General features: G+C 67.0%; 18 protein-coding genes. 13 read left to right on the top strand and 5 right to left on the bottom strand.

Features of this window, described 5'->3' with window-relative positions; translation table 11 throughout:
• Positions 1-177: 177 nt before the first annotated feature.
• The 6 genes from U0177_RS15460 (at position 178) to U0177_RS15435 (ending at position 8396) form a co-directional block, all read left to right on the top strand.
• Positions 178-2004 (top strand): ABC transporter ATP-binding protein, encoded by a 1827-nt coding sequence (locus U0177_RS15460; RefSeq protein WP_409571540.1) that lies wholly within the window; start codon positions 178-180, stop codon positions 2002-2004.
• 89 nt (positions 2005-2093) lie between these two features.
• Entirely contained in the window at positions 2094-3902 is a 1809-nt protein-coding gene (locus U0177_RS15455; RefSeq protein WP_409571539.1) for an ABC transporter ATP-binding protein, read from the top strand.
• A 310-nt stretch (positions 3903-4212) separates the two neighbouring features.
• Positions 4213-5013, top strand: coding sequence for an IclR family transcriptional regulator (locus tag U0177_RS15450; RefSeq protein WP_409571538.1), 801 nt, complete (start codon positions 4213-4215; stop codon positions 5011-5013).
• A 116-nt stretch (positions 5014-5129) separates the two neighbouring features.
• Positions 5130-6374, top strand: a complete 1245-nt coding sequence (locus U0177_RS15445; RefSeq protein ID WP_409571537.1) for an acyl-CoA dehydrogenase family protein — start codon at positions 5130-5132, stop codon at positions 6372-6374.
• Between the two features lie 145 nt (positions 6375-6519).
• Positions 6520-7278, top strand: a complete 759-nt coding sequence (locus U0177_RS15440) for an electron transfer flavoprotein subunit beta/FixA family protein (RefSeq protein WP_409571536.1) — start codon at positions 6520-6522, stop codon at positions 7276-7278.
• 128 nt (positions 7279-7406) lie between these two features.
• Positions 7407-8396 (top strand): electron transfer flavoprotein subunit alpha/FixB family protein, encoded by a 990-nt coding sequence (locus tag U0177_RS15435; protein WP_409571535.1) that lies wholly within the window; start codon positions 7407-7409, stop codon positions 8394-8396.
• Positions 8397-8473: 77 nt separating this feature from the next.
• On the opposite strand, the gene U0177_RS15430 is transcribed toward U0177_RS15435, so the two are convergent.
• The gene (locus U0177_RS15430; protein ID WP_409571534.1) at positions 8474-9367 is read right to left on the bottom strand and encodes a tetratricopeptide repeat protein; all 894 of its coding nucleotides are present in this window, start codon (positions 9365-9367) and stop codon (positions 8474-8476) included.
• A 378-nt stretch (positions 9368-9745) separates the two neighbouring features.
• Here U0177_RS15430 and U0177_RS15425 point away from each other — a divergent pair, with 378 nt between their 5' ends.
• From U0177_RS15425 to U0177_RS15395, 7 genes are all read left to right on the top strand, one after another.
• Complete coding sequence (locus U0177_RS15425) at positions 9746-10819, top strand: CAP domain-containing protein (RefSeq protein ID WP_409571533.1); 1074 nt, start codon at positions 9746-9748, stop codon at positions 10817-10819.
• 24 nt (positions 10820-10843) lie between these two features.
• Positions 10844-11896, top strand: a complete 1053-nt coding sequence (locus U0177_RS15420; protein WP_409571532.1) for a 2-oxo acid dehydrogenase subunit E2 — start codon at positions 10844-10846, stop codon at positions 11894-11896.
• 175 nt (positions 11897-12071) lie between these two features.
• A complete protein-coding gene (locus U0177_RS15415; protein ID WP_409571531.1) occupies positions 12072-13136 on the top strand; it encodes a 6-phosphofructokinase in 1065 nt (354 codons plus the stop codon).
• Positions 13137-13211: 75 nt separating this feature from the next.
• A complete protein-coding gene (locus tag U0177_RS15410) occupies positions 13212-13442 on the top strand; it encodes a hypothetical protein (RefSeq protein WP_409571530.1) in 231 nt (76 codons plus the stop codon).
• Positions 13443-13631: 189 nt separating this feature from the next.
• A complete protein-coding gene (locus U0177_RS15405) occupies positions 13632-14066 on the top strand; it encodes an anti-sigma regulatory factor (RefSeq protein WP_409571529.1) in 435 nt (144 codons plus the stop codon).
• A complete protein-coding gene (locus U0177_RS15400) occupies positions 14063-14650 on the top strand; it encodes a SpoIIE family protein phosphatase (RefSeq protein ID WP_409571528.1) in 588 nt (195 codons plus the stop codon). The genes U0177_RS15405 and U0177_RS15400 overlap by 4 nt, the downstream gene beginning before the upstream one ends.
• Entirely contained in the window at positions 14647-17385 is a 2739-nt protein-coding gene (locus U0177_RS15395) for a GAF domain-containing protein (protein WP_409571527.1), read from the top strand. The genes U0177_RS15400 and U0177_RS15395 overlap by 4 nt, the downstream gene beginning before the upstream one ends.
• A gap of 22 nt (positions 17386-17407) precedes the next feature.
• Here U0177_RS15395 and U0177_RS15390 read toward each other — a convergent pair whose 3' ends face one another.
• The 4 genes from U0177_RS15390 to thrH form a co-directional block, all read right to left on the bottom strand.
• Positions 17408-17815 (bottom strand): FixH family protein, encoded by a 408-nt coding sequence (locus U0177_RS15390; protein ID WP_409571526.1) that lies wholly within the window; start codon positions 17813-17815, stop codon positions 17408-17410.
• A 164-nt stretch (positions 17816-17979) separates the two neighbouring features.
• Positions 17980-18960 (bottom strand): YbhN family protein, encoded by a 981-nt coding sequence (locus tag U0177_RS15385; protein WP_409571525.1) that lies wholly within the window; start codon positions 18958-18960, stop codon positions 17980-17982.
• Positions 18957-19889, bottom strand: coding sequence for a glycosyltransferase family 2 protein (locus U0177_RS15380; RefSeq protein WP_409571524.1), 933 nt, complete (start codon positions 19887-19889; stop codon positions 18957-18959). The genes U0177_RS15385 and U0177_RS15380 overlap by 4 nt, the downstream gene beginning before the upstream one ends.
• Before the next feature lie 109 nt (positions 19890-19998).
• Positions 19999-20634, bottom strand: a complete 636-nt coding sequence (thrH, locus tag U0177_RS15375; protein ID WP_409571523.1) for a bifunctional phosphoserine phosphatase/homoserine phosphotransferase ThrH — start codon at positions 20632-20634, stop codon at positions 19999-20001.
• Positions 20635-20652 lie beyond the last annotated feature (18 nt).

The following is a 20652-nucleotide window of genomic DNA, read 5'->3' as shown; positions in this document are numbered from 1 at the left end:
ACGCACGCGCGGCCTTGGCTGACGCCGCGCGTGCGCTTCGCCACAAACCTCCGTCAAAAGTCCTACTGACTCGCCCAACTGCTGGTGCTATACTGTCCAGGTTTGACGCGCCATGTGCAATGGCGCGTTTCTTGCCGTCCCCACTCCGTCCTCGCTACCCGCAAAGGAGGTGCCGCCGTGGAACATCTGCGCCATGTCCTACCGTTTGTGGCACGCTACCGCCGCCGGCTGATCTTCGGCCTCATGTGCGCGGCTGGGTCGGCCGTGCTTACCGCGATCATCCCGCAGATACTGCGCGCGGTGGTCGACGAGCTGAATACGCGCGGCGTGGTTGCCGGCGACCTGCTGCGCGCCGGCGGGGTGATGCTGCTGCTGGCGCTGGCCGACAGCCTGTGCCGCTTCGGGCAGCGCCTGTTCGTGGCCGGCGCCGCCTACCTGGTGGAGTTCGACATGCGCGGCGCGCTGTTCCGCCGCCTGCTGACGCTCGACCAGGGCTTTTACGGCGGCGCGCACACCGGCGACCTGATGACCCGCGTGACCAACGATCTCTCGGCGGTGCGCCAGTTTCTTGGCCCCGGCCTCAACTCGCTGATGACCGCCACGCTGTTCATCTCGATCGCCGGCACGCTGCTGTTCCGCACCAATGCGCTGCTGGCGCTGCTGGTGCTGGCGCTGCTGCCGATCATTACCATCCTGTTCGTGGCGATCGGCGGGCGCATGCAGCGGATCTTTCGCGGCGTGCAGGATCAGTTCGGCGATCTCTCGACCCGCGCGCAGGAGAACTTCAGCGGCATCCGCACGATCAAGGCCTACGCCCAGGAAGACGACGAGATCCGCATGTTTCATGCCGAGAACGAGCGCTACCGCGCGTCGAATGTACGCTACGTGCTGCTCAGCGGCCTGCTCTGGCCCGCGATCACCGTGGTGATGGGCCTGATCGGCGCGGTGGTGCTGCTGGTAGGCGGCCGCTTCGTAGCCTCGGGCGCGATGTCGCTCGGCGACCTGGTGCTGTTCAACACCTACCTGGCCCTGCTGGCCTGGCCGATGGTCAACCTCGGCTGGACGGTGAACCTGTATCAGCAGGCGTCGGCCTCGATGGGCCGCATCGCCGAGGTGCTGCACCGCAAGCCCGGCATTGCCTCGCCCGAGCTGCCGGCCGATCCGGCGACGCTCGCCGGGACAATCGAGTTCCGCGATGTCGGCGTCCGCTTCTCGCACGAGGAAGAAGCAAAGCGCGGCGCAGACAAAGACAGCGCCGCGCACGCCGTAGCACCCGATCTGCACGGCGTGCCTGCGCGTGGCAGCTGGGTGCTGCGCCATATCTCGTTCAGCGTACCGGTTGGCTCGTCGCTCGCGATCGTCGGCGCGACTGGCGTGGGCAAAACCACGCTGGTGAACCTGCTGGCGCGCGTGCGCGACCCCGACGAGGGCCAGGTGCTGATCGACGGGCACGACATCCGCAGCCTGCCGCTCGAGCAGCTGCGCCGCGCGATCGGCTACGTGCCGCAAGACACGTTTCTGTTCAGCGTGCCGCTGCGCGAGAACGTAACCTTCGGCCGGCCCAACGCCGGCGACGATGCGATCGAGCGTGCCGTGACGATCGCGCGCCTGAGCAACGATCTGGCACAGCTGCCCGGCGGCCTCGACACGCTGATCGGCGAGCGCGGCGTGACGCTCTCGGGCGGGCAGAAGCAGCGCACCGCGATTGCGCGTGCCGTGCTGCGCGACCCGGCCATTCTGGTGCTCGACGACGCGCTCTCGAGCGTCGATACGCACACCGCCGCGCAGATCCTCGCCGGGCTGCGCGATGTCATGCGCGAGCGCACCAGCATCATCATCGCCCAGCGCATCGCCACGGTGAAAGACGCCGACCAGGTGATTGTGCTGCACGAGGGCCACATCGACGAGCAGGGCAGCCACCGCGAGCTGCTGCAGCAGGGCGGGCGCTACGCAGCAATGTACCGGCGCGAGCTGCTGGAGGCCGAGCTGGGTGACGAAGAGTAGGCAGCGCAAGGCAGGAAGCAGGCGAAGATACACGCACCAAAGCGCTGCTGGCCGCTGGTTCCTGGCTCCCGTCGAACGAGGAGGTATCCATGTCTCAGACCAACTTCGAAGACGACGAGATACTTGGCAAGGCCTACGATGGCCGGCTGATGCGCCGGCTGCTGGTGTTTGTGCGGCCGTACTGGCGGCGCCTGGCAGTGGCGATGCTGCTGCTGTTCGGCGCGGCGTTCGCCGAGCTGGCGCCGCCCTACCTGGTGAGCCGGGCGATCGACGGGCCGATCGCCGCGCGCGACCCCGCAGGCGTCATCCCGATCTTCGTGCTGTACCTGCTGGCGCTGCTTACCGCGTTCGCCTGCCGCTACGGCCAGACGTATATCATGCAGTCGTCGGGCCAGCAGATCATGGTCGACATCCGCATGCGCATCTTCAGCCACATCCAGCGCATGAGCCTGTCGTTCTTCGACCGCAACCCGGTCGGGCGCCTGCTGACGCGCCTGACGAACGATGTCGACGCGCTGAATGAGTTCCTGGCGCAGGGCATGGTCGCGCTGCTGGGCGACAGCGCGCGGCTGGTGCTGGTGGTGATCACCATGCTGGCGCTGAACTGGCGCCTGGCGCTGATCAGCTTCATCATGCTGCCGGTCATGGGCGTCGCTACGATGCTGTTCCAGCGCGTGATGCGCTCGGCATTCCGCGCGGTGCGTCAGCGGCTGGCGCGGATCAATGCCTACCTCAACGAGCAGATCACCGGCATTCTGGTGACGCAGCTGTTCAACCGCGAAGAGCAGAGCCGCCTGCGCTTCGACGACCTCAGCACCGACTACCGGCGGGCGCAGTTCGGCGTGCTGATGGCGTTCGCCCTGTTCTTCCCCACCGTTAGCTTCCTGGGCGTGGCGGCTACCGTGCTGCTGCTGAACCTGGGTGGCACCATGGTGCTGGGCGGCCTGGCCAGCATCGGCGTGCTCGTGGCCTTCATCCAGTATACCGACCAAACATTCGGCCCCATCCGGCAGATCGCCGAAAACTACAACACGCTGCAGAGCGCCATGGCCTCGTCGGAGCGCATCTTCCGCATCCTCGACACCCAGGCCGACGTGCGCGAGGCCGAGCACCCGCGCGCGCTGCCTCAGCCGGTGCGCGGCGAGATCGAGCTGAAGGACGTGTGGTTCAGCTACGGCCAGCAGCCCACCGATGCCGACTGGGTGCTGCGCGGCATCTCGCTGAAGATCCCGGCCGGCCAGTCGGTGGCGGTGGTGGGCGCGACCGGCGCGGGCAAAACCTCGCTGATCAGCCTGCTGGCACGCTTCTACGACATCCAGCGCGGCACGATTACGCTCGACGGCGTCGACATCCGCGAGCTGGCGCAGGCCGAGCTGCGCCGCCACATCGCCGCCGTGCCGCAGGATCCGGTGTGCTTCAGCGGCACGATCGCCTCGAACATCCGGCTGCACAACGAGCAGATCGACGACGAGCAGCTCCAGCGCGCCGCCGAAGTGGCCAACGCCGCGCCGTTCATCGCCCGGCTGCCCGGCGGCTACAGCTACACCGTGCGCGAGCGCGGCTCGAACCTGTCGGTCGGCCAGCGCCAGCTGCTGGCATTCGCGCGCGCGATAGCCTTCAACCCCGAGGTGCTGCTGATCCTCGACGAAGCCACCAGCAGCGTCGACACCGAGACCGAGGCGCTGATCCAGGCCGCGCTCGCGCGGCTGCTGCACGGCCGCACCAGCATCGTGATCGCGCATCGCCTCTCGACTGTGCGCGATGTCGACCGGATCATCGTGATGCACAAGGGCCATATCGTCGAAGACGGCAGCCACGACGAGCTACTCGCGCGGCGCGGCTACTATCACCGGCTCTACCAGATGCAGTTTGCCGAGCAGCTCAGCGCCAAGCCGTAGTGTTGCTTGTCTGGTCGGGTGCTCGCGCCGGGCGCCAGCATCCCAGGGCTCGTGCAAAGTCTGTCAACCCCTCCCCCTACCCCTCCCCTGTCAGGGGACGGGGTGAACACAGCTGGCGGTGTGGTGCGGTCGTCGCCGCGATCGCACCACACCGCCAACAATAATCCCCCTCCCGGCGCGCGGGAGAGGGGAGGAAGGGGGTGAGGGCCGACGTTGCACGAGCCCTGGCCGGCATCCGACCAGCATTGACAAGCACGAGCTGCAGTGCTACAATCGGGCAGGTTCGCCCAATAAAACAAAGTTTCATCTAATGGAACAACTTGAGCCGACAACGAAGTCGCGATATACGATCGAAGCGCTGGCGCGCGGCCTGGAGGTGCTCACACTCTTCACGGCCGCGCGGCCGGCGCTGTCGTTTCACGAGATCGTGGCGGAGCTTGGGCTGCCGAAGAGCAGCGTGTTTCGCATCATCAGCACGCTCGAGCAGCAGGGCTACCTCGAGCACGACGCCGAGAAGCGGCGCTACCGGCCGGGGCTGAAGGTCTTCCAGCTGGGGTTCGCGGCGCTTGCCGGCCTCGAGCTGCCGCAGCTGGCGCGCCCACAGCTCGAATGGCTCGCCCAGCGGCTCGACGAGACCGTGAGCCTGGCGGTGCTCGAGCGCCTCGACATCATTTACATCGACCGCGTGCGCAATCGCGCGATCGTCGGCCTGGTGCTGGGGCTTGGCTCGCGCCTGCCGGCGCACAGCACCTCGCTGGGCAAAGTGCTGCTGGCCGAGCTACCCGAGGCCGAGCTGGCCGCGCGCCTGAGCCAGGCCGAGCTCGCGCGCACGACCGAGCACACGATTGGCGACCGGGAGGCGCTGCTAGCCGAGCTGGCGGCCATCCGCGCGCGCGGCTATGCAGTGAGCGACCAGGAGCTGGCGGTGGGGCTGCGCGGCGTCGCAGCGCCCATCCGCGACCATACGCGGCGCGCGGTGGCGGCGATCAACGCCTCGGGGCCAGCGGCCACCATCAGCCGCGCGCGCCTCGAGCGCGAGCTGGCGCCCGCCGTCGTGGCCACCGCCGATCGGATCTCGCGTGCGCTGGGCTACGCCGCTGCGCGCGGCTAGCGCCAATACGTTTCAACTAGCCAGAAAGGCACAAATTCGGCGCAATGCCTAGGCGCGCAACATATACTGCAACCGCGAACCTGTAAACCTGTAACCCGCATCGATAAGGAGTGGCTATGGACTTCACCGCCAACTACGACATGTTTCTGGGCGAAGAGCACGAGCTGCTGCGCAAGAGCGTGCGCGAGTTCGCCGAGAAAGAGGTGGCGCCGTACATCCGCGAGTGGGATCGCAGCGGCGCGCAGGCCGAAGGCCCCGAGGCGCGCCCACACATCCGGCCGCTGCTGCAGAAGATGGGCGCGCTGGGCTTCCTCGGCATCTGCATCCCGGCGAAGTACGGCGGCGCCGGCATGGACTACCTGGCGCTGGCGGTAGTGTGCGAAGAGCTCGAGCGCATCGATAGCGCGCTGCGCGTGGTGCTGAGCGTGCACACCGGCCTGAACTCGCTCTCGCTTCTGCAGTGGGGCAGCGAAGAGCAGAAGCAGAAGTACCTTGCGCCACAGGCGCAGGGCACCAAGTTCGCGGGCTACTGCCTCACCGAGCCGAACAGCGGCACCGACGCCGGCGCGATGCTTGCCACCGCGCGCCGCGACGGCGACGACTACATCCTGAATGGCGAGAAGACCTGGATCAGCCTGGCCGATATTGCCGACCACTTTCTGGTGTTCGCCAAGACCGACACCTCCAAGGGCAACCGCGGCATCTCGTGCTTCATCGTCGAGCGCGCGTTTGCGGGCGTCAGCAGCCACCCGATCCACGGCAAGCTAGGCGTGCGCGCCGGCAACACCGGCTCGGTGGTGCTGCAGGACGTGCGCGTCCCGGCGGCCAACCTGCTGGGCGAGGAGGGCGAGGGCTTCAAGATCGCCATGGCCGCGCTCGACAACGGCCGCTACACTGTAGCTGCCGGCGCCACCGGCCTGATCCAGGCCAGCCTCGAGGCCAGCCTCAAGTACGCCGTCGAGCGCCAGACGTTCGGCGTGCCGATCGCCGATCACCAGCTGGTGAAGCGCATGCTCAGCCACATGGTGCGCAAGCTCGACACCAGCCGCCTGCTGGTGTACCGCGCCGGCTGGATGAAGAACCAAGGCCGCCGCAACACCCGCGAAACCACCCTGGCCAAGTGGCACGCCACCGTCAGCAGCTTCGAGGCCGCCGACGACGCGATACAGGTGCACGGCGCGTATGGCTACTCCGACGAGTACCCGGTCGAGCGCTACCTGCGCAACGCCCGCGGCGCGATCATCTACGAGGGCACGCGCGAGCTGCAAGAGCTGCTCCAGGCCGACTTCGCGCTTGGCAATCGCGAGAACAAGCCGCTGCGCCGCGAGCTGCCGGCCTACGATCCCGCCGAGTGGGAGTAAACGCCACGATCTGTGCGGCTGAGTTGCCGACATGCACAGTACAGTTGTCAATTCGATCTTAATGGGGCGCGGGGCGTATGCTACAATGCAGCGCGTTATACCCCTTGATTTCGATAGGAGAGTGTCAATGCATATCGTCGTATGTATGAAACAGGTTCCGCGTGATAACTCGGTGAAGATCAACGCCGACCTGAGCATCAACGCCGAAGGCATCGAGCAGATCATGAATCTGTTCGACGAGTATGCCGTCGAAGAGGCGCTCCAGTGGAACGAGAAGCTCGGCGGCAAAGTCACCGTGCTTTCGCTCGGCCCCGACGAGTGGAAAGATCAGATCCGCCGCGCCCTGGCCATGGGCGCCACCGACTCGCTGCTGCTGAACGATCCCTCGTTCGCCAAGCTCGACGTGCTGGGCGCCGCCAAGGCTGTCGCCGCGGCGATCAAGAAGCTCGGCGATGTCGATCTGGTGATCGCCGGCCGCAACTCGACCGACGACGAGAGCGGGGCGTTTGGCCCGGCGCTGGCGCGCGCGCTCGGCTGGGCGCAGCTGACGTATGTCGGCAAGTTCCTCGACATCAGCGATAGCGCCAAGAAGATCGTGGTCGAGCGCCACCTGGAAGAGCAGATCGAGACGGTCGAGGCCGGGCTGCCGGTGGTGGCAACCGTGGTGAAAGACATCAACGAGCCGCGCTATCCCTCGCTGCTGCGCATCAAAAAAGTCGCCAAGGTCGAGATCCCGACCTGGGGCGCCGCCGACCTGGGCGTAAGCGCCGATGGCACGGCCGCCAGCATTACCGCGCGCGTACCCCCGCCGCCGCGCCCCAAGGGCGAGCTGGTCGAGGGCGCCGACGGGGCGGAAAAAGTTCGCAAGCTGGTCGACAAGCTGATGGAAAACCAGGTGATTTGAGCATTTGGAAGCCAGAAGTCAGAAAACAGAAGATCGCCGCCGCAGCGCCTGCATGTGAGGCGCCTCGGATCTGCGATATTGAACTTCTGACTCCTGAACTCTGAATTCTGAATTCTCAGGAGCATAGTATGTCGAATGAAATCTGGGTTCTGATCGAGAAGGCCCGCCAGGGCGAGAATATCGCGGCGATCTCGCGCGAGTTGCTGGGCAAGGGCCGCCAGCTTGCCGACGCGAGCGGCGCGCCGCTGGCCGCGCTCGTGCTGGGCGCGGGCGTTGGCGCGTTGGCCGAGCGCGCGTTCGCCTACGGCGCCGACAAAGCGTATGTGGTCGACGACCCGGCGCTGGCGCAGTACACCACCGACGGCTTCGTGGGCGCGGCGGCGGCGCTGGCGCAGAAGTACCAGCCACAGCTTGTGCTCACCGGCGCCAGCTTCCAGATGCGCGATTTCAGCGGCGCGCTGGCCGCCGAGCTGGGCGTGGGCCTGGCCGCCGACGCTACCAACCTGGCGATCGACGGCGACCAGATCAGCGCGACGCGGCCTTCGCACGGCGGCAATGTCGTCAATACGCTGGTGTTCGGCGCCGCGCGGCCTGCGGTGGTGTCGGTGCGCAAGCAGAGCTTTGCCGAGGCCGCCGAGCAGGCCGGCCGCACCGGCGAGGTGCTGAGCGAGCCGCTGCCTGCCGTTGCTATCCGCACCAAGGTGACAAATGTGGCGCCCAAGCAGGGCGCGGTGAACCTGGCCGACGCCTCGATTATTGTGTCGGGCGGGCGCGGCCTGGGCAACGCCGAGAACTACTTCAAGCTGATCCCGCCGCTGGCCGAGTCGGTCGGCGGCGCGTACGGCGCGTCGCGCGCGGTGGTCGATGCCGGCTGGGTGCCCTACGAGCACCAGGTCGGCCAGACGGGCAAGACCGTCAGCCCGAAGCTGTACGTGGCCTGCGGTATCTCCGGCGCGATCCAGCACCTGGCGGGTATGCGCACCTCGCGCACGATCGTCGCGATCAACAAGGATCCCGAGGCGCCGATCTTCCGCGTGGCGAGCTATGGCGTCGTCGGCGATGTGAACGAGCTGCTGCCGCTGCTCACCAACGAGATTAAGAAGCGCGCCAGCCACTAGCGCGGGCTCGTAAACAGAAGGCAGCAGGCATTTAGCGTGCCTGCTGCCTTCTGCTGCCTGCCACTTGCCGCGTATTGCTAGCTATCACCTCGCGCATCTGCCTCGGCCAGGGCTTTGAGCCGCTCCAGCCGCGCGGCTTCGCTGCGCGCCAGCCAGGCATTCTGCGATAGGGCGGCATGCGCCCGCGCGAAGTATGGGCGCGCCGCGTCGCTCTGGCCGAGCACCAGCAGGTTTTCGGCAATCTCTTCGTCGACATAGCCATCGCTCGCGCCGGATTGCTCCAGGGCGGCGGCAAGCTGCTGCTGCATTGCCAGCGCCTCGCCGTAGCGGCCCAGCGCGCGCAGCTCGCGCGCGATGCACCAGCGCGCGATGTGTATCAGCTGCGCGTCGCCGGCCGCCTCTCGCGCGGCCAGCGCCCGCTCGAATAGCGCCAGCGCCTGCTCGTGTTCGCCAAGCTCGTGGTGCGACCAGCCCATGTTGTTGAGCAGCGTCGCGTACCACTTGCGCGCCGCCGGCTGCTCGCTGCGCTCGGCCAGCTCAAACGCCCGCCGCTCCCACTCCAGCTTCTGCGCCGGCGGCTCGACAATGCCAAGCATGTGCGCGGCGTCGACGGCGTTGCCGTCGTCGGCGTGCGCTCGTGCCAGCTCCCAAGCCTGCAGAAACAGCGCGCGCGCTTGCTCGGGCTGCTCGGCCGAGTTGAAGACCCGCCCGCGCTCGAGCAGGTAGAGTGCCTGCGCACTGTGCAGCTCGGGCGTGATCAGCACGGCGGCGCGGTCGAGCGTGGCGTGCGCTGAATCGAAGTGGTTCTGCAAGCCCTGCGCCCGCGCCAGATGGGCGAGAAGCTGCGCGAGGTAGCTGGCGTCGCCGGCGCGCTCGGCCTGTGGCAGCAGCGCTTGAAAGCGCGCCTCGCTCGCGGCTGGCTGGCTGTAGTCCCATAGTTTGTCGAAATCGGCCGGCGTGTCGGTGGCCATGCGTCACTCCTTGGAAATTATGTGGGAAGCCGTTTCTTGCAGCACAAATGTACTACTATGTGCCGTACGCTGTCAAGCGGCAATTACGCGGCTCTAAGTGCAGGCTATCACACATCCGAACCGAGTTTGACGAAGACGAAAGACGAATTAGCGCCGTCTTTCGCCTTTCGTCAGTTGCCCTGAAAACGCGGATCGAACCTGCATGAGCCTGTACCAAGGGCGATGGAAAGCCTTGTGACCAACTCCCTTCGGGATGGTTTGGCGCCGCATTTGCCGTGTGAGGCCAGCATGCGCCAGGCGAGATGGTATAATGCACGCCTGTTCATTCGGTTATTAGTGCGCGACGCCAGGCCGCCGGCAGCGCGCATCGCGGAAGCCATGATCCACACGTACCGGCGATTAGCAGTCGCGCTGATGCTGCTCGCGCTCGCCGGCCTGGTTCCGCCCCGGGCCGGCGCGCAAGAGCGCTGCCGCGATTTTTCTGAAACTGGCCAGCGGGTATGTGGCCGCCTGCTGAGCTACTGGGAGCAGAATGGTGGCCTGCCGGTGTTTGGCCTGCCGATCTCAGCGCAGGCTGCCCAGGCGGTCGAAGGGCGCCAGGTTCAGGCCCAGCTGTTCGAGCGCGAGCGGCTGGAGCTACATCCCGAGAACGCCGCGCCGTATGATGTGCTGCTGGGCCGCCAGGGCGCCGACGCGCTCGCGCGTGCCGGCCGCGATTGGTATAGCTTTCCCAAGGCCAGGGCCGGCGCCGCGCATCGCTTCGCCGAAACCGGCCACGCGATCGCGCCCGAGTTCTGGCGCTCCTGGTCGAGCCAGGGCCTCGAGTTCGACGGGCGGCCCGGCGCAAGCTTCGCCGAAAGCCTGGCGCTGTTTGGTATGCCGCTCTCCGAGGCTGCCCGCGAGCAGCATCCAACCGACGGCCGAACCTACCTGACGCAGTGGTTCGAGCGCGCGCGTTTCGAGTACCACCCGGAGAACGCCGGCACGCCCTACGTGGTGCTGCTGGGGCTGCTCGGCGCCGAGCAGGCGGGCTCGCGCTCGGCCGCCCCGACTATGCCGCCCGAGGCGGCCCAGGTGCTCGATCTGGTGAATGCCCAGCGGGCCGCTGCAGGCTGCCCGGCGCTCGCGCCCGACGCCACGCTGGTTCAAGTGGCGCAGGCCCATAGCCAGGACATGGCGGCGCACGATTTCTTTAGCCATACCGGCTCGGATGGCCGCTCGTCGTTTCAGCGGATGACCGACGCCGGATATGCGTACCGCCGCGCGGCCGAGAACCTCGCGGCCGGCGGCCGCACGCCCGCCGACGCCGTGGCGCAGTGGCTCAATAGCCCGCCTCACCGCGCCAACATGCTCAACTGCGCGCTGCGCGACACCGGTGTGGGCTATGTCGACGATCCGGACGATCGGCTGGGGTACCGCGCATACTGGACGCAGGTGTTTGGCACGCGCTGATTGCGTTTTGAAACAAGCGAGACAATGATGTCGACCGAGTACTGCCTGCCCGCGCTGCCGCTTGGCGGCGCCGATATTGCCATTCTGCGCTGGCTGAAAGCGCCCGGCCAGCCAGTGCTCGCCGGCGAGCCGCTGCTGATCGCGCTTAACGATCGCGTCGAGGCAGTGCTTCCCGCGCCCAGCGACGGCCGCGTCGAGCGCGTGCTCGTGCCCGCCGGCGCGAGCGCCGCCGTCGGCGCGGCGGTGGCTGTGCTTGCCCTGGGGGAGCCCGCGCCAGCGCTTTCGCCCACAGCGCCACCGGCGCGTGGCGCGCCGAGCGCCACGCCGCTGGCCCGGCGCATCGCCGCGGCACACGGCCTCGATCTGCGCGGCGTTGCTGGCGGCGGCCCATCCGGGCGCGTCGTCGCGGCCGATGTGCTGGCGGCGGTCGGCGCCGATACGCCTGTGCCGCAGCAGCATGCAGCGCCAGTGCCGCAGGGCGCGCCGCTGGTGGGGGCCTTCGCGCCGCCCGACACCGCAGTGCTCAGCGCGATGGAAGCCGATATGGCGATGGCGATCGATGCCTGCGCACGCCTGGCGCCCGCGCTTGCCCGGCGTGGCCTGGCGATCGAGCCGTGGCTGTGCGTGGCCCACGCCGCCGTGCAGGCGCTGCTCAGCTTCCCGCTGCTCAATGGCTGGTGGGACGACGAGCGCATTGTCGTGCCGCAGCGGGTGCATGTGCGGGTCGAGGCGCCGGGCTGGGCCGGCCTGATCGCCGAGGCGCAAGACCTGAATCTGCGCGGCATGGCGCGCGCGCTCGCGGCTGGCCCGGCAGATGCGCCGGGCGGCACGTTTGGCATCGTCGCTGCCGGCGCCCGGTTCGCTCAGCCGTACGCCCCGCGCTGCGCCGCCGCGCTGACGATCGGCGCTACGCAGCTGCGGCCGGTGGTGCGCGCCAGCGGCGGCGCCGACCAGATCGTGGCGCGCCCGATCGCGCTGCTGACACTAGCGTACGACGCGCGCGTCGCCGATCAAGCCCGCGCCGACGCGTTTCTGCGCGATGTGGTTGCGCGCGTCGAGCGCTATGGTGCCTGGTAGAGCATGCCGCAGCAAACAACAGAAGGAATCTGGTTTAGCTGGTGTATAATGGGCCTAGAATGCTCGTGTGCGGCGCATATACTCGAGACAACGACGTTTCCAGCTTGGTAGGCGGACTGAGCTGGTCGCCACGACCACGTATGCCAGAAAACAATTAGGTACTATGGAGGCATGAATGACTGGCAAAAAGGGGCGTCGTATCGGCGTGTTGACCAGCGGCGGCGACGCGCCTGGTCTCAACGCGGTGATCCGCGCAGTGGTGAAAACCGCGAACGGCTACGGCTACGAGGTACTCGGGATTCAGCGCGGCTACGAGGGCTTGTTGGGTGATACCGACTATCGCATTCTGACGGGCGCCGATGTGCGCGGCCTGCTGCCCATGGGCGGCACAATGCTGCAAACCACCAACAAAGGCCATTTCGGCGGGAAGCGCGTGGTTGGCGCCGAGAACGACCCATACCTGGAAGCGCTCGAAAATATCAAGAAGCTCGGCCTCAACGGCCTGATCACCATCGGCGGCGAGGGCACCCAGGCGATCGGCCTCGAGCTGGCGCAGATGGGCGCGCCGGTGATCGGTGTGCCCAAGACGATCGACAACGACCTGGCCGGCACCGACCGCACTTTCGGCTTCGATACCGCGCTGCAGGTGGCCACCGACGCGATCGACCGCCTGCATACCACCGCGGCTAGCCACAACCGCGTCATGGTGCTCGAGGTGATGGGTCGCCACGCTGGCTGGATCGCGCTGCACTCGGGCATCGCCGGCGGCTCGGATGTGATCCTCATTCCCGAGATCGCCTTTGACGTGCAGAAGGTGGCCGACAAGATCATGGAGCGCGAGCAGCGCGGCAGCACCTTCAGCATTGTGGTGGTGGCCGAGGGCGCGATGCCCAAAGGCGGCACCGCCTTCTATATGGCCCCCGGCCGGCTTGGCGGCGTCGGCACCACGCTCACCGAGCAGCTGGCGCAGATCACCGGCAAGGACTGCCGCGCGGTGGTGCTGGGCCACCTGCAGCGCGGCGGCCCGCCAACGCCCTACGACCGTATCCTGGCCACGCGCTTCGGCGCCGCCGCGGTCAATGCGCTCAACGACGGTATTACGGGCGAGATGGTATCGCTGCGCGCGCAAGATATCATCACGGTTCCGCTCGAAGAAGCATGCGGCCACCTCAAGACGGTGCGGCCGCACAGCGACCTCGTGCGTACCGCCCGTGGCCTGGGCGTGAGCTTCGGCGACTAGCGCGCACTACAGGGGGAGATTGCGGATTGCAGCGCTCGATCTGCAATCTCCCCCGCTGATGATCTGCCGTACTGCATGGAACTACTTTGGCTTGGGTACGATGGGCTATCGGTGCGCTACGGCGATGTAGCGGCGATACTCCAATATAACGCTTCGCTCGACGCACGAATTACGCGCGCATATGGCCGCGTACCCGCCAACGTGCGCGCGATCGTCGTCACCGGCGAGGGCGCGTACCTGCCTTCGAGCTGGACGGTCGACCAGCTGCGGCAGCGCTGGCTGCAGTGGCGCGGTGCGCGCAGCTAACCCCACCTCCGACACGGTGTCGCAATCGGCGGTTTGCGCCACTTCTACCGAACCGTACCCGGATCGCTGCCGTTTTGATCAGGCGCGCGATTGCCCCCTCGGGTTACACTACTGTCAGCGGCGTGCCTGGGCGTGTCAGCGAATTGTAATTCGGCAGGCTAGCCGCAGCCTCTATCCAGGGGTACACTCATGGGCGTAGTAAACTGCGCGATCGGGCGCGAAGTCGATATCTATATCGCCATCGCCCGCGGGCGCGAGATGGCGGCAACAGTCGGCTTCGACGAGATCGACCGCACCCGGATCGAAATTGCGATCCTCGAGCTGACGCGGAATATTCTGGTGCATGCTGTCAGCGGTGAGCTTGGGCTTGAGCAGATCGACGACGGCGTGCGGTGCGGCATGGCGATCACCGCCAGCGACGCCGGGCCGGGCATCGCCGACATCGAGCTTGCGCTGCGCGATGGCTACAGCACCGCGCATACACTCGGCGCCGGGCTGCCGGGCGTGCGCCGGCTGATGGACGAATTTGCGATTGAGTCGCGCGTGGGGAGCGGCACCACGGTGCGCGCGGTAAAGTGGCTGAGCAAGCGGCGGGAGCGCCTCAGCGGAGGGCGCCAATCGTGACGATCTCGTGGGGCGCGGTGTGCCGCGCAAAACAGGGCCAGCCGGTGTCTGGCGATGTGTACCTGGTGCACGAGTACGCCCCAGGTATGCTTCTGGCCACGGTGATCGATGGGCTTGGCGGCGGCGAAGAGGCGGCCCACGCGGCGCTGCTGGCGCGCCAGGTGCTGCTGCAGTTCCCCGATTACCCGCTGCAAGAGCTGCTGCGCCGCGCCCACACCGCACTGCACGCAACCCGCGGCGCCGTGATCGGCCTGCTGCGGCTCGAGCAGGCGCAGCACCTGGCTTTGTATACCGGGGTTGGCAATATTGGCGTACAGGTGTACAGCCGCCAGCCGATCAAGCCGATCTCCAAAAATGGCATCCTCGGCTTCCGCCTGCCAACCTTGCTCGAGCTGCGCTATGCGTACGACCCCGGCGACATCTTCGTGCTCTACAGCGATGGCATTTCGGGCGGCTTCGCGCAAGACGGCACGATCGACCTTAAGCAGCCGCCACAGCGCATGGCCGAGCAGCTGCTCGCAGGCTATGGCAAGCTCAGCGACGACGCGACGGCCGTGGTGATCAAAACAACAGAGCGACCATGAAGACGCCTTTGCAGCTGTGGCTGACCCAATATCGTGAGCCGCTCCTGGCGCGCTGGTACGCGCTGGCCGTGGCGCCGGCGTACGCGCTGGCCCCGGCCGGCCTAGCCGACTCAGGCGCCGAGGAGGCCGCGCCGCCGCTGAGCAATCTGGCGAGCTTCCAGCACGCGCTGTACGATGCGCTGCTGGCCGCTGCCGACGGTGACACGCCGATCGGCGCGCATCTGCACGCTGCCCAGGCCCTGCTGGCCCACGCCAGCGTTGGCGATCTGCCGCGGTATGTTGCGCTTACCACCAAGCTGCGCCGCGCCGCCTGGGAGCTGCTGACCGACGCCGAGCACCGGCCCGCTAGCCCGCGCGCCTTTCGCGACTGGAGCCAGCTCGTCGAGGCGCTCGACGCGCTGCTTGAGCGCACCGCCGCCGAGCTGGCGGCGCAGTGGGCTGCCGCCGCCGACCAGGTGCGCCACGAGCTGAGCGAAACCACGCTGCTCGTCGAGAGCCTGTACCACGACGCCGAGGCGACCGACCGCACAACCCTGCAGGTGTCGAACCTGAACCAGATTGCGCAGGGCCTTGCCGCCAGCATGAATCGCGATCAGCAGCTGGCGATCGTGGCCGAGAAGCTGCAGTCGACGCTTGAAGTGGCGATGCTGTCGATCTGGCTGTACGACGAGCAATCGCAGCTGCTGCGGCCCGAGCGCTGTACCCCCGACGGCGAAGCTGCCCCGCCGCCGCTGGCGCTCGGCAGCGCCAGCCCCGACGACCTGATCGTGCGGGCGTTTCGCGACGCCGAGATCATTTTCCAGCCCGGCGCCGCCGCTGCGCAGCAGGGTGCCTGGTACCGCGCTGGCTTCGCGGTGCTGGCGGTGCCGATGATCAGCCAGGGCCAGGTGATCGGCGTGATCGCCATCCTCGACCCCTCGGCCGACGCGCTTGGCGACCGGTCGCAGCACGATTTCGTGAAGTCGGCCGCCAGCCAGGCGGCGATTGCGCTCGAAAATACCCGGCTGTACAACGAGGTGCTGGGCTTCAATTCGGTGCTCGAACAGCGCATCGCCGAGCGCACGCGCCAGCTGCAGATCGAGCGCGATACGCTCGAGACCGTCAACCAGATCGCGATCGAGACCAGCAGCACGCTCGACCGTGACTCGCTGCTCGAAGCCTCGCTCAGCGCGCTGGCCGAGCTGGTGGGCGTGCGCTATGGCTCGATCATGCTGGTGGAGCCGGAGACCGAGCACCTGGTGGACTGCGCCGTGCTTGGCCGTGGCGACGCGCTCGGCTTCACGCGCTTTGCGATGGGCCAGGGCATCGTCGGCTGGGTGGCGCAGCACAAGCGCCCGGCGATCGTCGCCGACGTGACGAAGGACCCGCGCTGGCTGGATCTGCCGGACATGCACGGCGAGCTGCACAAGACCGGTGGATCGCTGATCGCGGTGCCGCTGATCGCGCACCACCAGACGTTAGGCGTGCTGCTGCTCTCGCACGACGCGATCGGCTACTTCAACGACGACCACCTGCGGCTGCTGATCGCCTCGGCTGGCCAGATTGCGATCGGCATCAACAATGCCCAGCTGTACACCGAGCTAGAAAAAGAGCTGATGCACCGCAGCGATATGCTTCAGCGCCAGGAGGCCGAAGCCAGCCAGAGCCAGGCGATCCTGCAAAGCCTGACCGACGGCGTGATTGTGTGCGGCGAGGATGGCGCGGTGCTGACGGCCAACCCGGCCTGCGAGCGCATTCTCGATCGCCCGGTCGAGGAGCTGGTGATCTGGAACCTGCCCGAGCTGCTACGCCGCCTGCTGGGCCGCCGCGCCGACGAGCTGCCGATCGAAGATCTGCTGGCGCGGCCGATCGACGAGCGCCACCGGCCGCGCGCGTTCGCCGGCGTGTTTCAGCTTGGCACGCGTATGATCAGCATCTCGCTCGGCCCGGTGCTCACCAGCAAAGACGCGCTCATGGGCGCGGTGGTGGTGTTCCGCGACATCACGCGCGAGATCGAGTCGGATCGGCTGAAGACCGAGTTTATCGGCACCGTGTCGCACGAGCTGCGCACGCCGATGACCTCGATCAAAGGCTTTACGCAGCTGCTCTCGATGGGCAGCCTGGGTGCGGTAAACGACACGCAGCGCGAGTTTTTGCAGATCATTCAGGCGAACGCCGAGCGCATGATCTCGATTATCAACGACCTGCTGGACATCACCAAGATCGAGACGGGCAGCGTCGAGCTGGATCTGCGGCCGCTGCACCTGGCCGAGACGCTGAGCACCGCGATGCTCGAGCTGCAGCCGGCCATCCGCGAGCGCCAGCACGACCTGGCGATCAGCCTGCCGCCAGGGCTGCCGCTGGTGCGCGCCGATGCCAAGCGTCTGAACCAGATCATCGGCAACGTGCTTTCGAACGCGGTGAAGTATACGCCGCGCGGCGGCAAGATCGCGCTGGAGGCGCGCGAGATCGACTGCGAGGCGCTGCCCGCCGAGCTGCGCGAGGGGCTGAACCCGAAGGGCCGCTTTGCGCTGGTGGAAGTGCGCGACACCGGCGTGGGCATCGCGCCCGCGGATCTCGAGCGCATCTTCGAGCGTTTCTACCGTGCCGAGAACCCGCTAAAGATCGAGGCCGGCGGCACCGGCCTGGGGCTTTCGCTGGTGCGGCCGCTGATCGAGCTGTTTGGCGGCCGGATCTGGGTGCGCAGCACGCTTGGCGAGGGCAGTACCTTTAGCCTGGCCATCCCGGCGGCCTAGAACGCAGCGGCGCAAGCTGGCGCTACTTCACCGGAGCGACACTCTGCTCGAAGGTCGCGACGTGCTCTTTCCCCGCGATGCTGGCGTGGATCTTGACGATCCACTGGCCATCCATGGTGAACACCCCTTTGATGCGATACTGGCCCTTCCCAAGCGGCTCGCCGAGCGGCTGGTTGGTGCCCATGGGCATGGCCGGCATGTCTTGCTCGAGAAACACCGTCGCGCCGTCGATCGGCTGGCCGCCAGCGTCGCTCAGCGTTACGAAGAACTCGTAGTCTTGTAGTAGTGTCACGCTGCTTGGGCGCTCGAGCGTGATTGTGACGCCATCGCTGGCCTGCTGGGTGGCGGTGTAGCCCGGCCGCGCGCCCGCCCCGCCACACGCGCACAGCAGCAGCGCCACAGCCGCGAGCACAGTAAAGAATCTCAGCATTGCGTTCGCTCCTGTCTACCTTGCAGTGCGGCGAAGCCGGCCCAAACCCGCAGCAAAGGCATAGGGGCACGATAGCGCGCCCGCACAATGATACTTGTCGATCATTTCTACCGAAGGCTGAGGGCGCCAACTGCGTAATTCCTACGTATGAACTGAAACATGCCTCAGCCTTCGAGCGGCGAGCGGTCGCTGCCGAGCTCGGCGGGTGGCGCGCCAAGCGGGTAGCGCAGCGACACAAAGAAGCCTAGCAGCATGTGCTCGATATTGACGATCAGGTACAGCGCGGAAAGGATCAGCGCCAGCTCTTTCGAGTAGCCGTAGCGCGCCAGCATGGCGATCAGAATCGCGTCGCGCACGCCAATGCCCGAGAAGCTGATCGGCAGCGCCTGCAGGATCGAGATCAGCGCCGTCGACGAGACGATCGCCAGCAGCGGGACGTTCGGCAGCTGCATTGCCACGAACAGCAGGTAGATCCGCAGCATCGTCGAGGTAGCCGAGCCGACCGAGGCGAGCATGAGGCGCGCGGCCGGGCCAGGGCGCAGGCTGAGCTGAGCGAACTGCTCGCGCCAGCGCTCAAGGCGCGCGCGGATGCCGGCCGGCGCGATCGGCAGCACGCGCGCGAACAGCCACTCGCGCGGGCCGCGCGCCATGAGCGCGGGGGTTGCGAGAAACACCGCCAGCGCGAAGCCGATCGTGGCGAGCTGAGCCGACTGCGGCAGCACGTCGAGAAACGCGACCAGCGCCAGCAGTGCCAGCAGCGCCATGATCACGAAATCGAACAGCCGGTCGAGCAGGATGCTGAACAGCGCCGGCGCCAGCGGCTGGCCGCGCTCGCGCAGGTACCAGGCCTTGACGAAATCGCCCGACTGGCCGGGCGTAGTGCCGCCCAGGTACAGGCCGATCATATAGAGCGCCATGGCGAAGCCGAGCGACGGCGGCTGCATGCCCAGCTCGCGCATAAGCATATTCCAGCGCCACGACTTCACGGCGATAAACGGCAAGAACAGCGCCAGCGAGAGCACCAGCGGCCAGATCTGCACGCGGGCGAGCCCCTCGGCGAGCCGGCTAAAGTCGGTGCGCCACAGAAACAGCACGAGCAGCGCCGGGCCAATCAGGCGGATGGCCCAGCGGGCGTATTTGTTCATCGTTCTGGCCCTTTAAAGCGCAGGCTGGCGATCTGCTCGGAGATCAGGCCGAACAGGAAGATAATGATCCCGCCGAGGAAGAAGATCCCGGTGGAAGGTGGAATGTGTAGCCAGCGATCGCCATTGGCGACCGACCAGAAGTACGCGGCGAGCGCCAGCGCCTCTAGCGCCAGGAAGATCGGGAAGAACACCCGCAGCGGGCTGAACAGCGTGACGATCCGCAGGATGATCAGGCCGAAGCGCACGCCGTTGCGCATGAGCTTCTGGGTGCTTTGGCCGCCCTGGCGCCGGCGCATGGCGATCGGCTCGAAGCGGATGTGGTAGCCGGCCTTGGCGAAGGCCATGGCGCTGGTGGTGGGCCACGAAAAGCGGTTGGGCAGCAGGTGCAGGAATTCGAGCATCACACTGCGGCGAAACGCGCGAAAGCCCGACGTCAGGTCGCGCATTTCCATGCCCACCAGGTAGCTGCCGAAGCGATTGAGCGCGGTGTTGCCGAGCCAGCGCAGCGCGTTCTGCTGGCCGGCGCGGTCGCGCTCGCCGATCACCATATCGTAGGGGCCGATGTGGCGCAGCAGCAGCGGTAGATCGGCCGGGTTCATCTGGCCGTCGCCGTCGACGATCACCACCACGTCGCCGGTGGCGGCGCGCACGCCGGTCTTCACGCCGGCGCCATTGCCGACATTGTAGGGCCGGCGGATCACCCGCGCGCCGGCGGCCGCAGCCACCTCTGCGGTAGTGTCGCGCGAGGCGTCGTCGACGACGACGATCTCGGCGTCGGGGCAGTGGTCGCGCACGCCGGCGATCACCTGGCCGATCGTCGCGGCCTCGTTCATGGCCGGGATGACGATGCTGATGCTGAATGGCCACTGCGTGGCCGGCGGGCGTGCGGCTGGCTGGGCCTGCGCCTGCTCGATACTTAATATTGACATAACCTGCTCCAATGCGCTCTTGGCATTTCTGGATGTTGGCTGCTGCGTGATGTCGTACTCGGATTTTGGCGCTCCGCGCCACTTTCAGGGCACTATTTCAAACAAGCGCCTAACTACTGGGATTGGGCGCGGCACTAATAATTGACATAATATACTTTCGCAATGGCGCGTACTCAGTGTGCACCGGGAAGTGCGGGAACTCGGCGACGATATTAGCGGGCGGGCAAAACAGAACACCGTGGTCGGCCTCGGCGAGCATGGCGGTATCGTTATACGAGTCGCCCATGGCGATCACGCGGAAGTTAAGCGCGCGCAGCGCCGCCACGGCCGTGCGCTTGCCATCGGCCTGGCGCAGCGTATAGCCGCTGACGCTGCCGGCTTCGTCGGTGTGGAGCGTATTGCAGAACAGCGTGGGCTGGCCAAGCTTGGCCATGAGCGGCGCGGCGAACTCGTAGAATGTGTCGGACAGAATGATCAGCGGCATGCGCGCGCGCGCCCAATCGAGGAACTCGCGCGCGCCCGGCAGCGGATCGATCGTGTCGATCACCGCCTGGATGTCGCTCAGGCGCAGGTGATGCTGGTGCAGCAGCTCGATGCGGCCGCGCATCAGCGCGTCGTAGTCGGGGATCTCGCGGGTGGTGAGGCGCAGCCGCTCGATGCCGGTGCGCTCGGCGACGGCGACCCAGATCTCGGGCACGAGCACGCCCTCAAGGTCGGTGGCAAGCAGTGTTGGTTGGGATGGCATGGAGTATCTCCAGTGTGC

The sequence above is a fragment of the Kouleothrix sp. genome, assembly GCF_046328425.1.
Taxonomy (GTDB): Bacteria; Chloroflexota; Chloroflexia; order Chloroflexales; family Roseiflexaceae; genus Kouleothrix.
This window is presented reverse-complemented; position numbering and strand designations above follow the sequence as displayed.

What these genes read in the sequence shown, in the direction of transcription:
- U0177_RS15455 (WP_409571539.1), top strand. Translation starts at nt 2,094, where the DNA reads ATGTCTCAGACCAACTTCGAAGACGACGAGATACTTGGCAAGGCCTAC.
- U0177_RS15450 (WP_409571538.1), top strand. Translation starts at nt 4,213, where the DNA reads ATGGAACAACTTGAGCCGACAACGAAGTCGCGATATACGATCGAAGCG.
- U0177_RS15445 (WP_409571537.1), top strand. Translation starts at nt 5,130, where the DNA reads ATGGACTTCACCGCCAACTACGACATGTTTCTGGGCGAAGAGCACGAG.
- U0177_RS15440 (WP_409571536.1), top strand. Translation starts at nt 6,520, where the DNA reads ATGAAACAGGTTCCGCGTGATAACTCGGTGAAGATCAACGCCGACCTG.
- U0177_RS15435 (WP_409571535.1), top strand. Translation starts at nt 7,407, where the DNA reads ATGTCGAATGAAATCTGGGTTCTGATCGAGAAGGCCCGCCAGGGCGAG.
- U0177_RS15430 (WP_409571534.1), bottom strand. Translation starts at nt 9,367, where the DNA reads ATGGCCACCGACACGCCGGCCGATTTCGACAAACTATGGGACTACAGC.
- U0177_RS15425 (WP_409571533.1), top strand. Translation starts at nt 9,746, where the DNA reads ATGATCCACACGTACCGGCGATTAGCAGTCGCGCTGATGCTGCTCGCG.
- U0177_RS15420 (WP_409571532.1), top strand. Translation starts at nt 10,844, where the DNA reads ATGATGTCGACCGAGTACTGCCTGCCCGCGCTGCCGCTTGGCGGCGCC.
- U0177_RS15415 (WP_409571531.1), top strand. Translation starts at nt 12,072, where the DNA reads ATGACTGGCAAAAAGGGGCGTCGTATCGGCGTGTTGACCAGCGGCGGC.
- U0177_RS15410 (WP_409571530.1), top strand. Translation starts at nt 13,212, where the DNA reads ATGGAACTACTTTGGCTTGGGTACGATGGGCTATCGGTGCGCTACGGC.
- U0177_RS15405 (WP_409571529.1), top strand. Translation starts at nt 13,632, where the DNA reads ATGGGCGTAGTAAACTGCGCGATCGGGCGCGAAGTCGATATCTATATC.
- U0177_RS15395 (WP_409571527.1), top strand. Translation starts at nt 14,647, where the DNA reads ATGAAGACGCCTTTGCAGCTGTGGCTGACCCAATATCGTGAGCCGCTC.
- U0177_RS15390 (WP_409571526.1), bottom strand. Translation starts at nt 17,815, where the DNA reads ATGCTGAGATTCTTTACTGTGCTCGCGGCTGTGGCGCTGCTGCTGTGC.
- U0177_RS15385 (WP_409571525.1), bottom strand. Translation starts at nt 18,960, where the DNA reads ATGAACAAATACGCCCGCTGGGCCATCCGCCTGATTGGCCCGGCGCTG.
- U0177_RS15380 (WP_409571524.1), bottom strand. Translation starts at nt 19,889, where the DNA reads ATGTCAATATTAAGTATCGAGCAGGCGCAGGCCCAGCCAGCCGCACGC.
- thrH (WP_409571523.1), bottom strand. Translation starts at nt 20,634, where the DNA reads ATGCCATCCCAACCAACACTGCTTGCCACCGACCTTGAGGGCGTGCTC.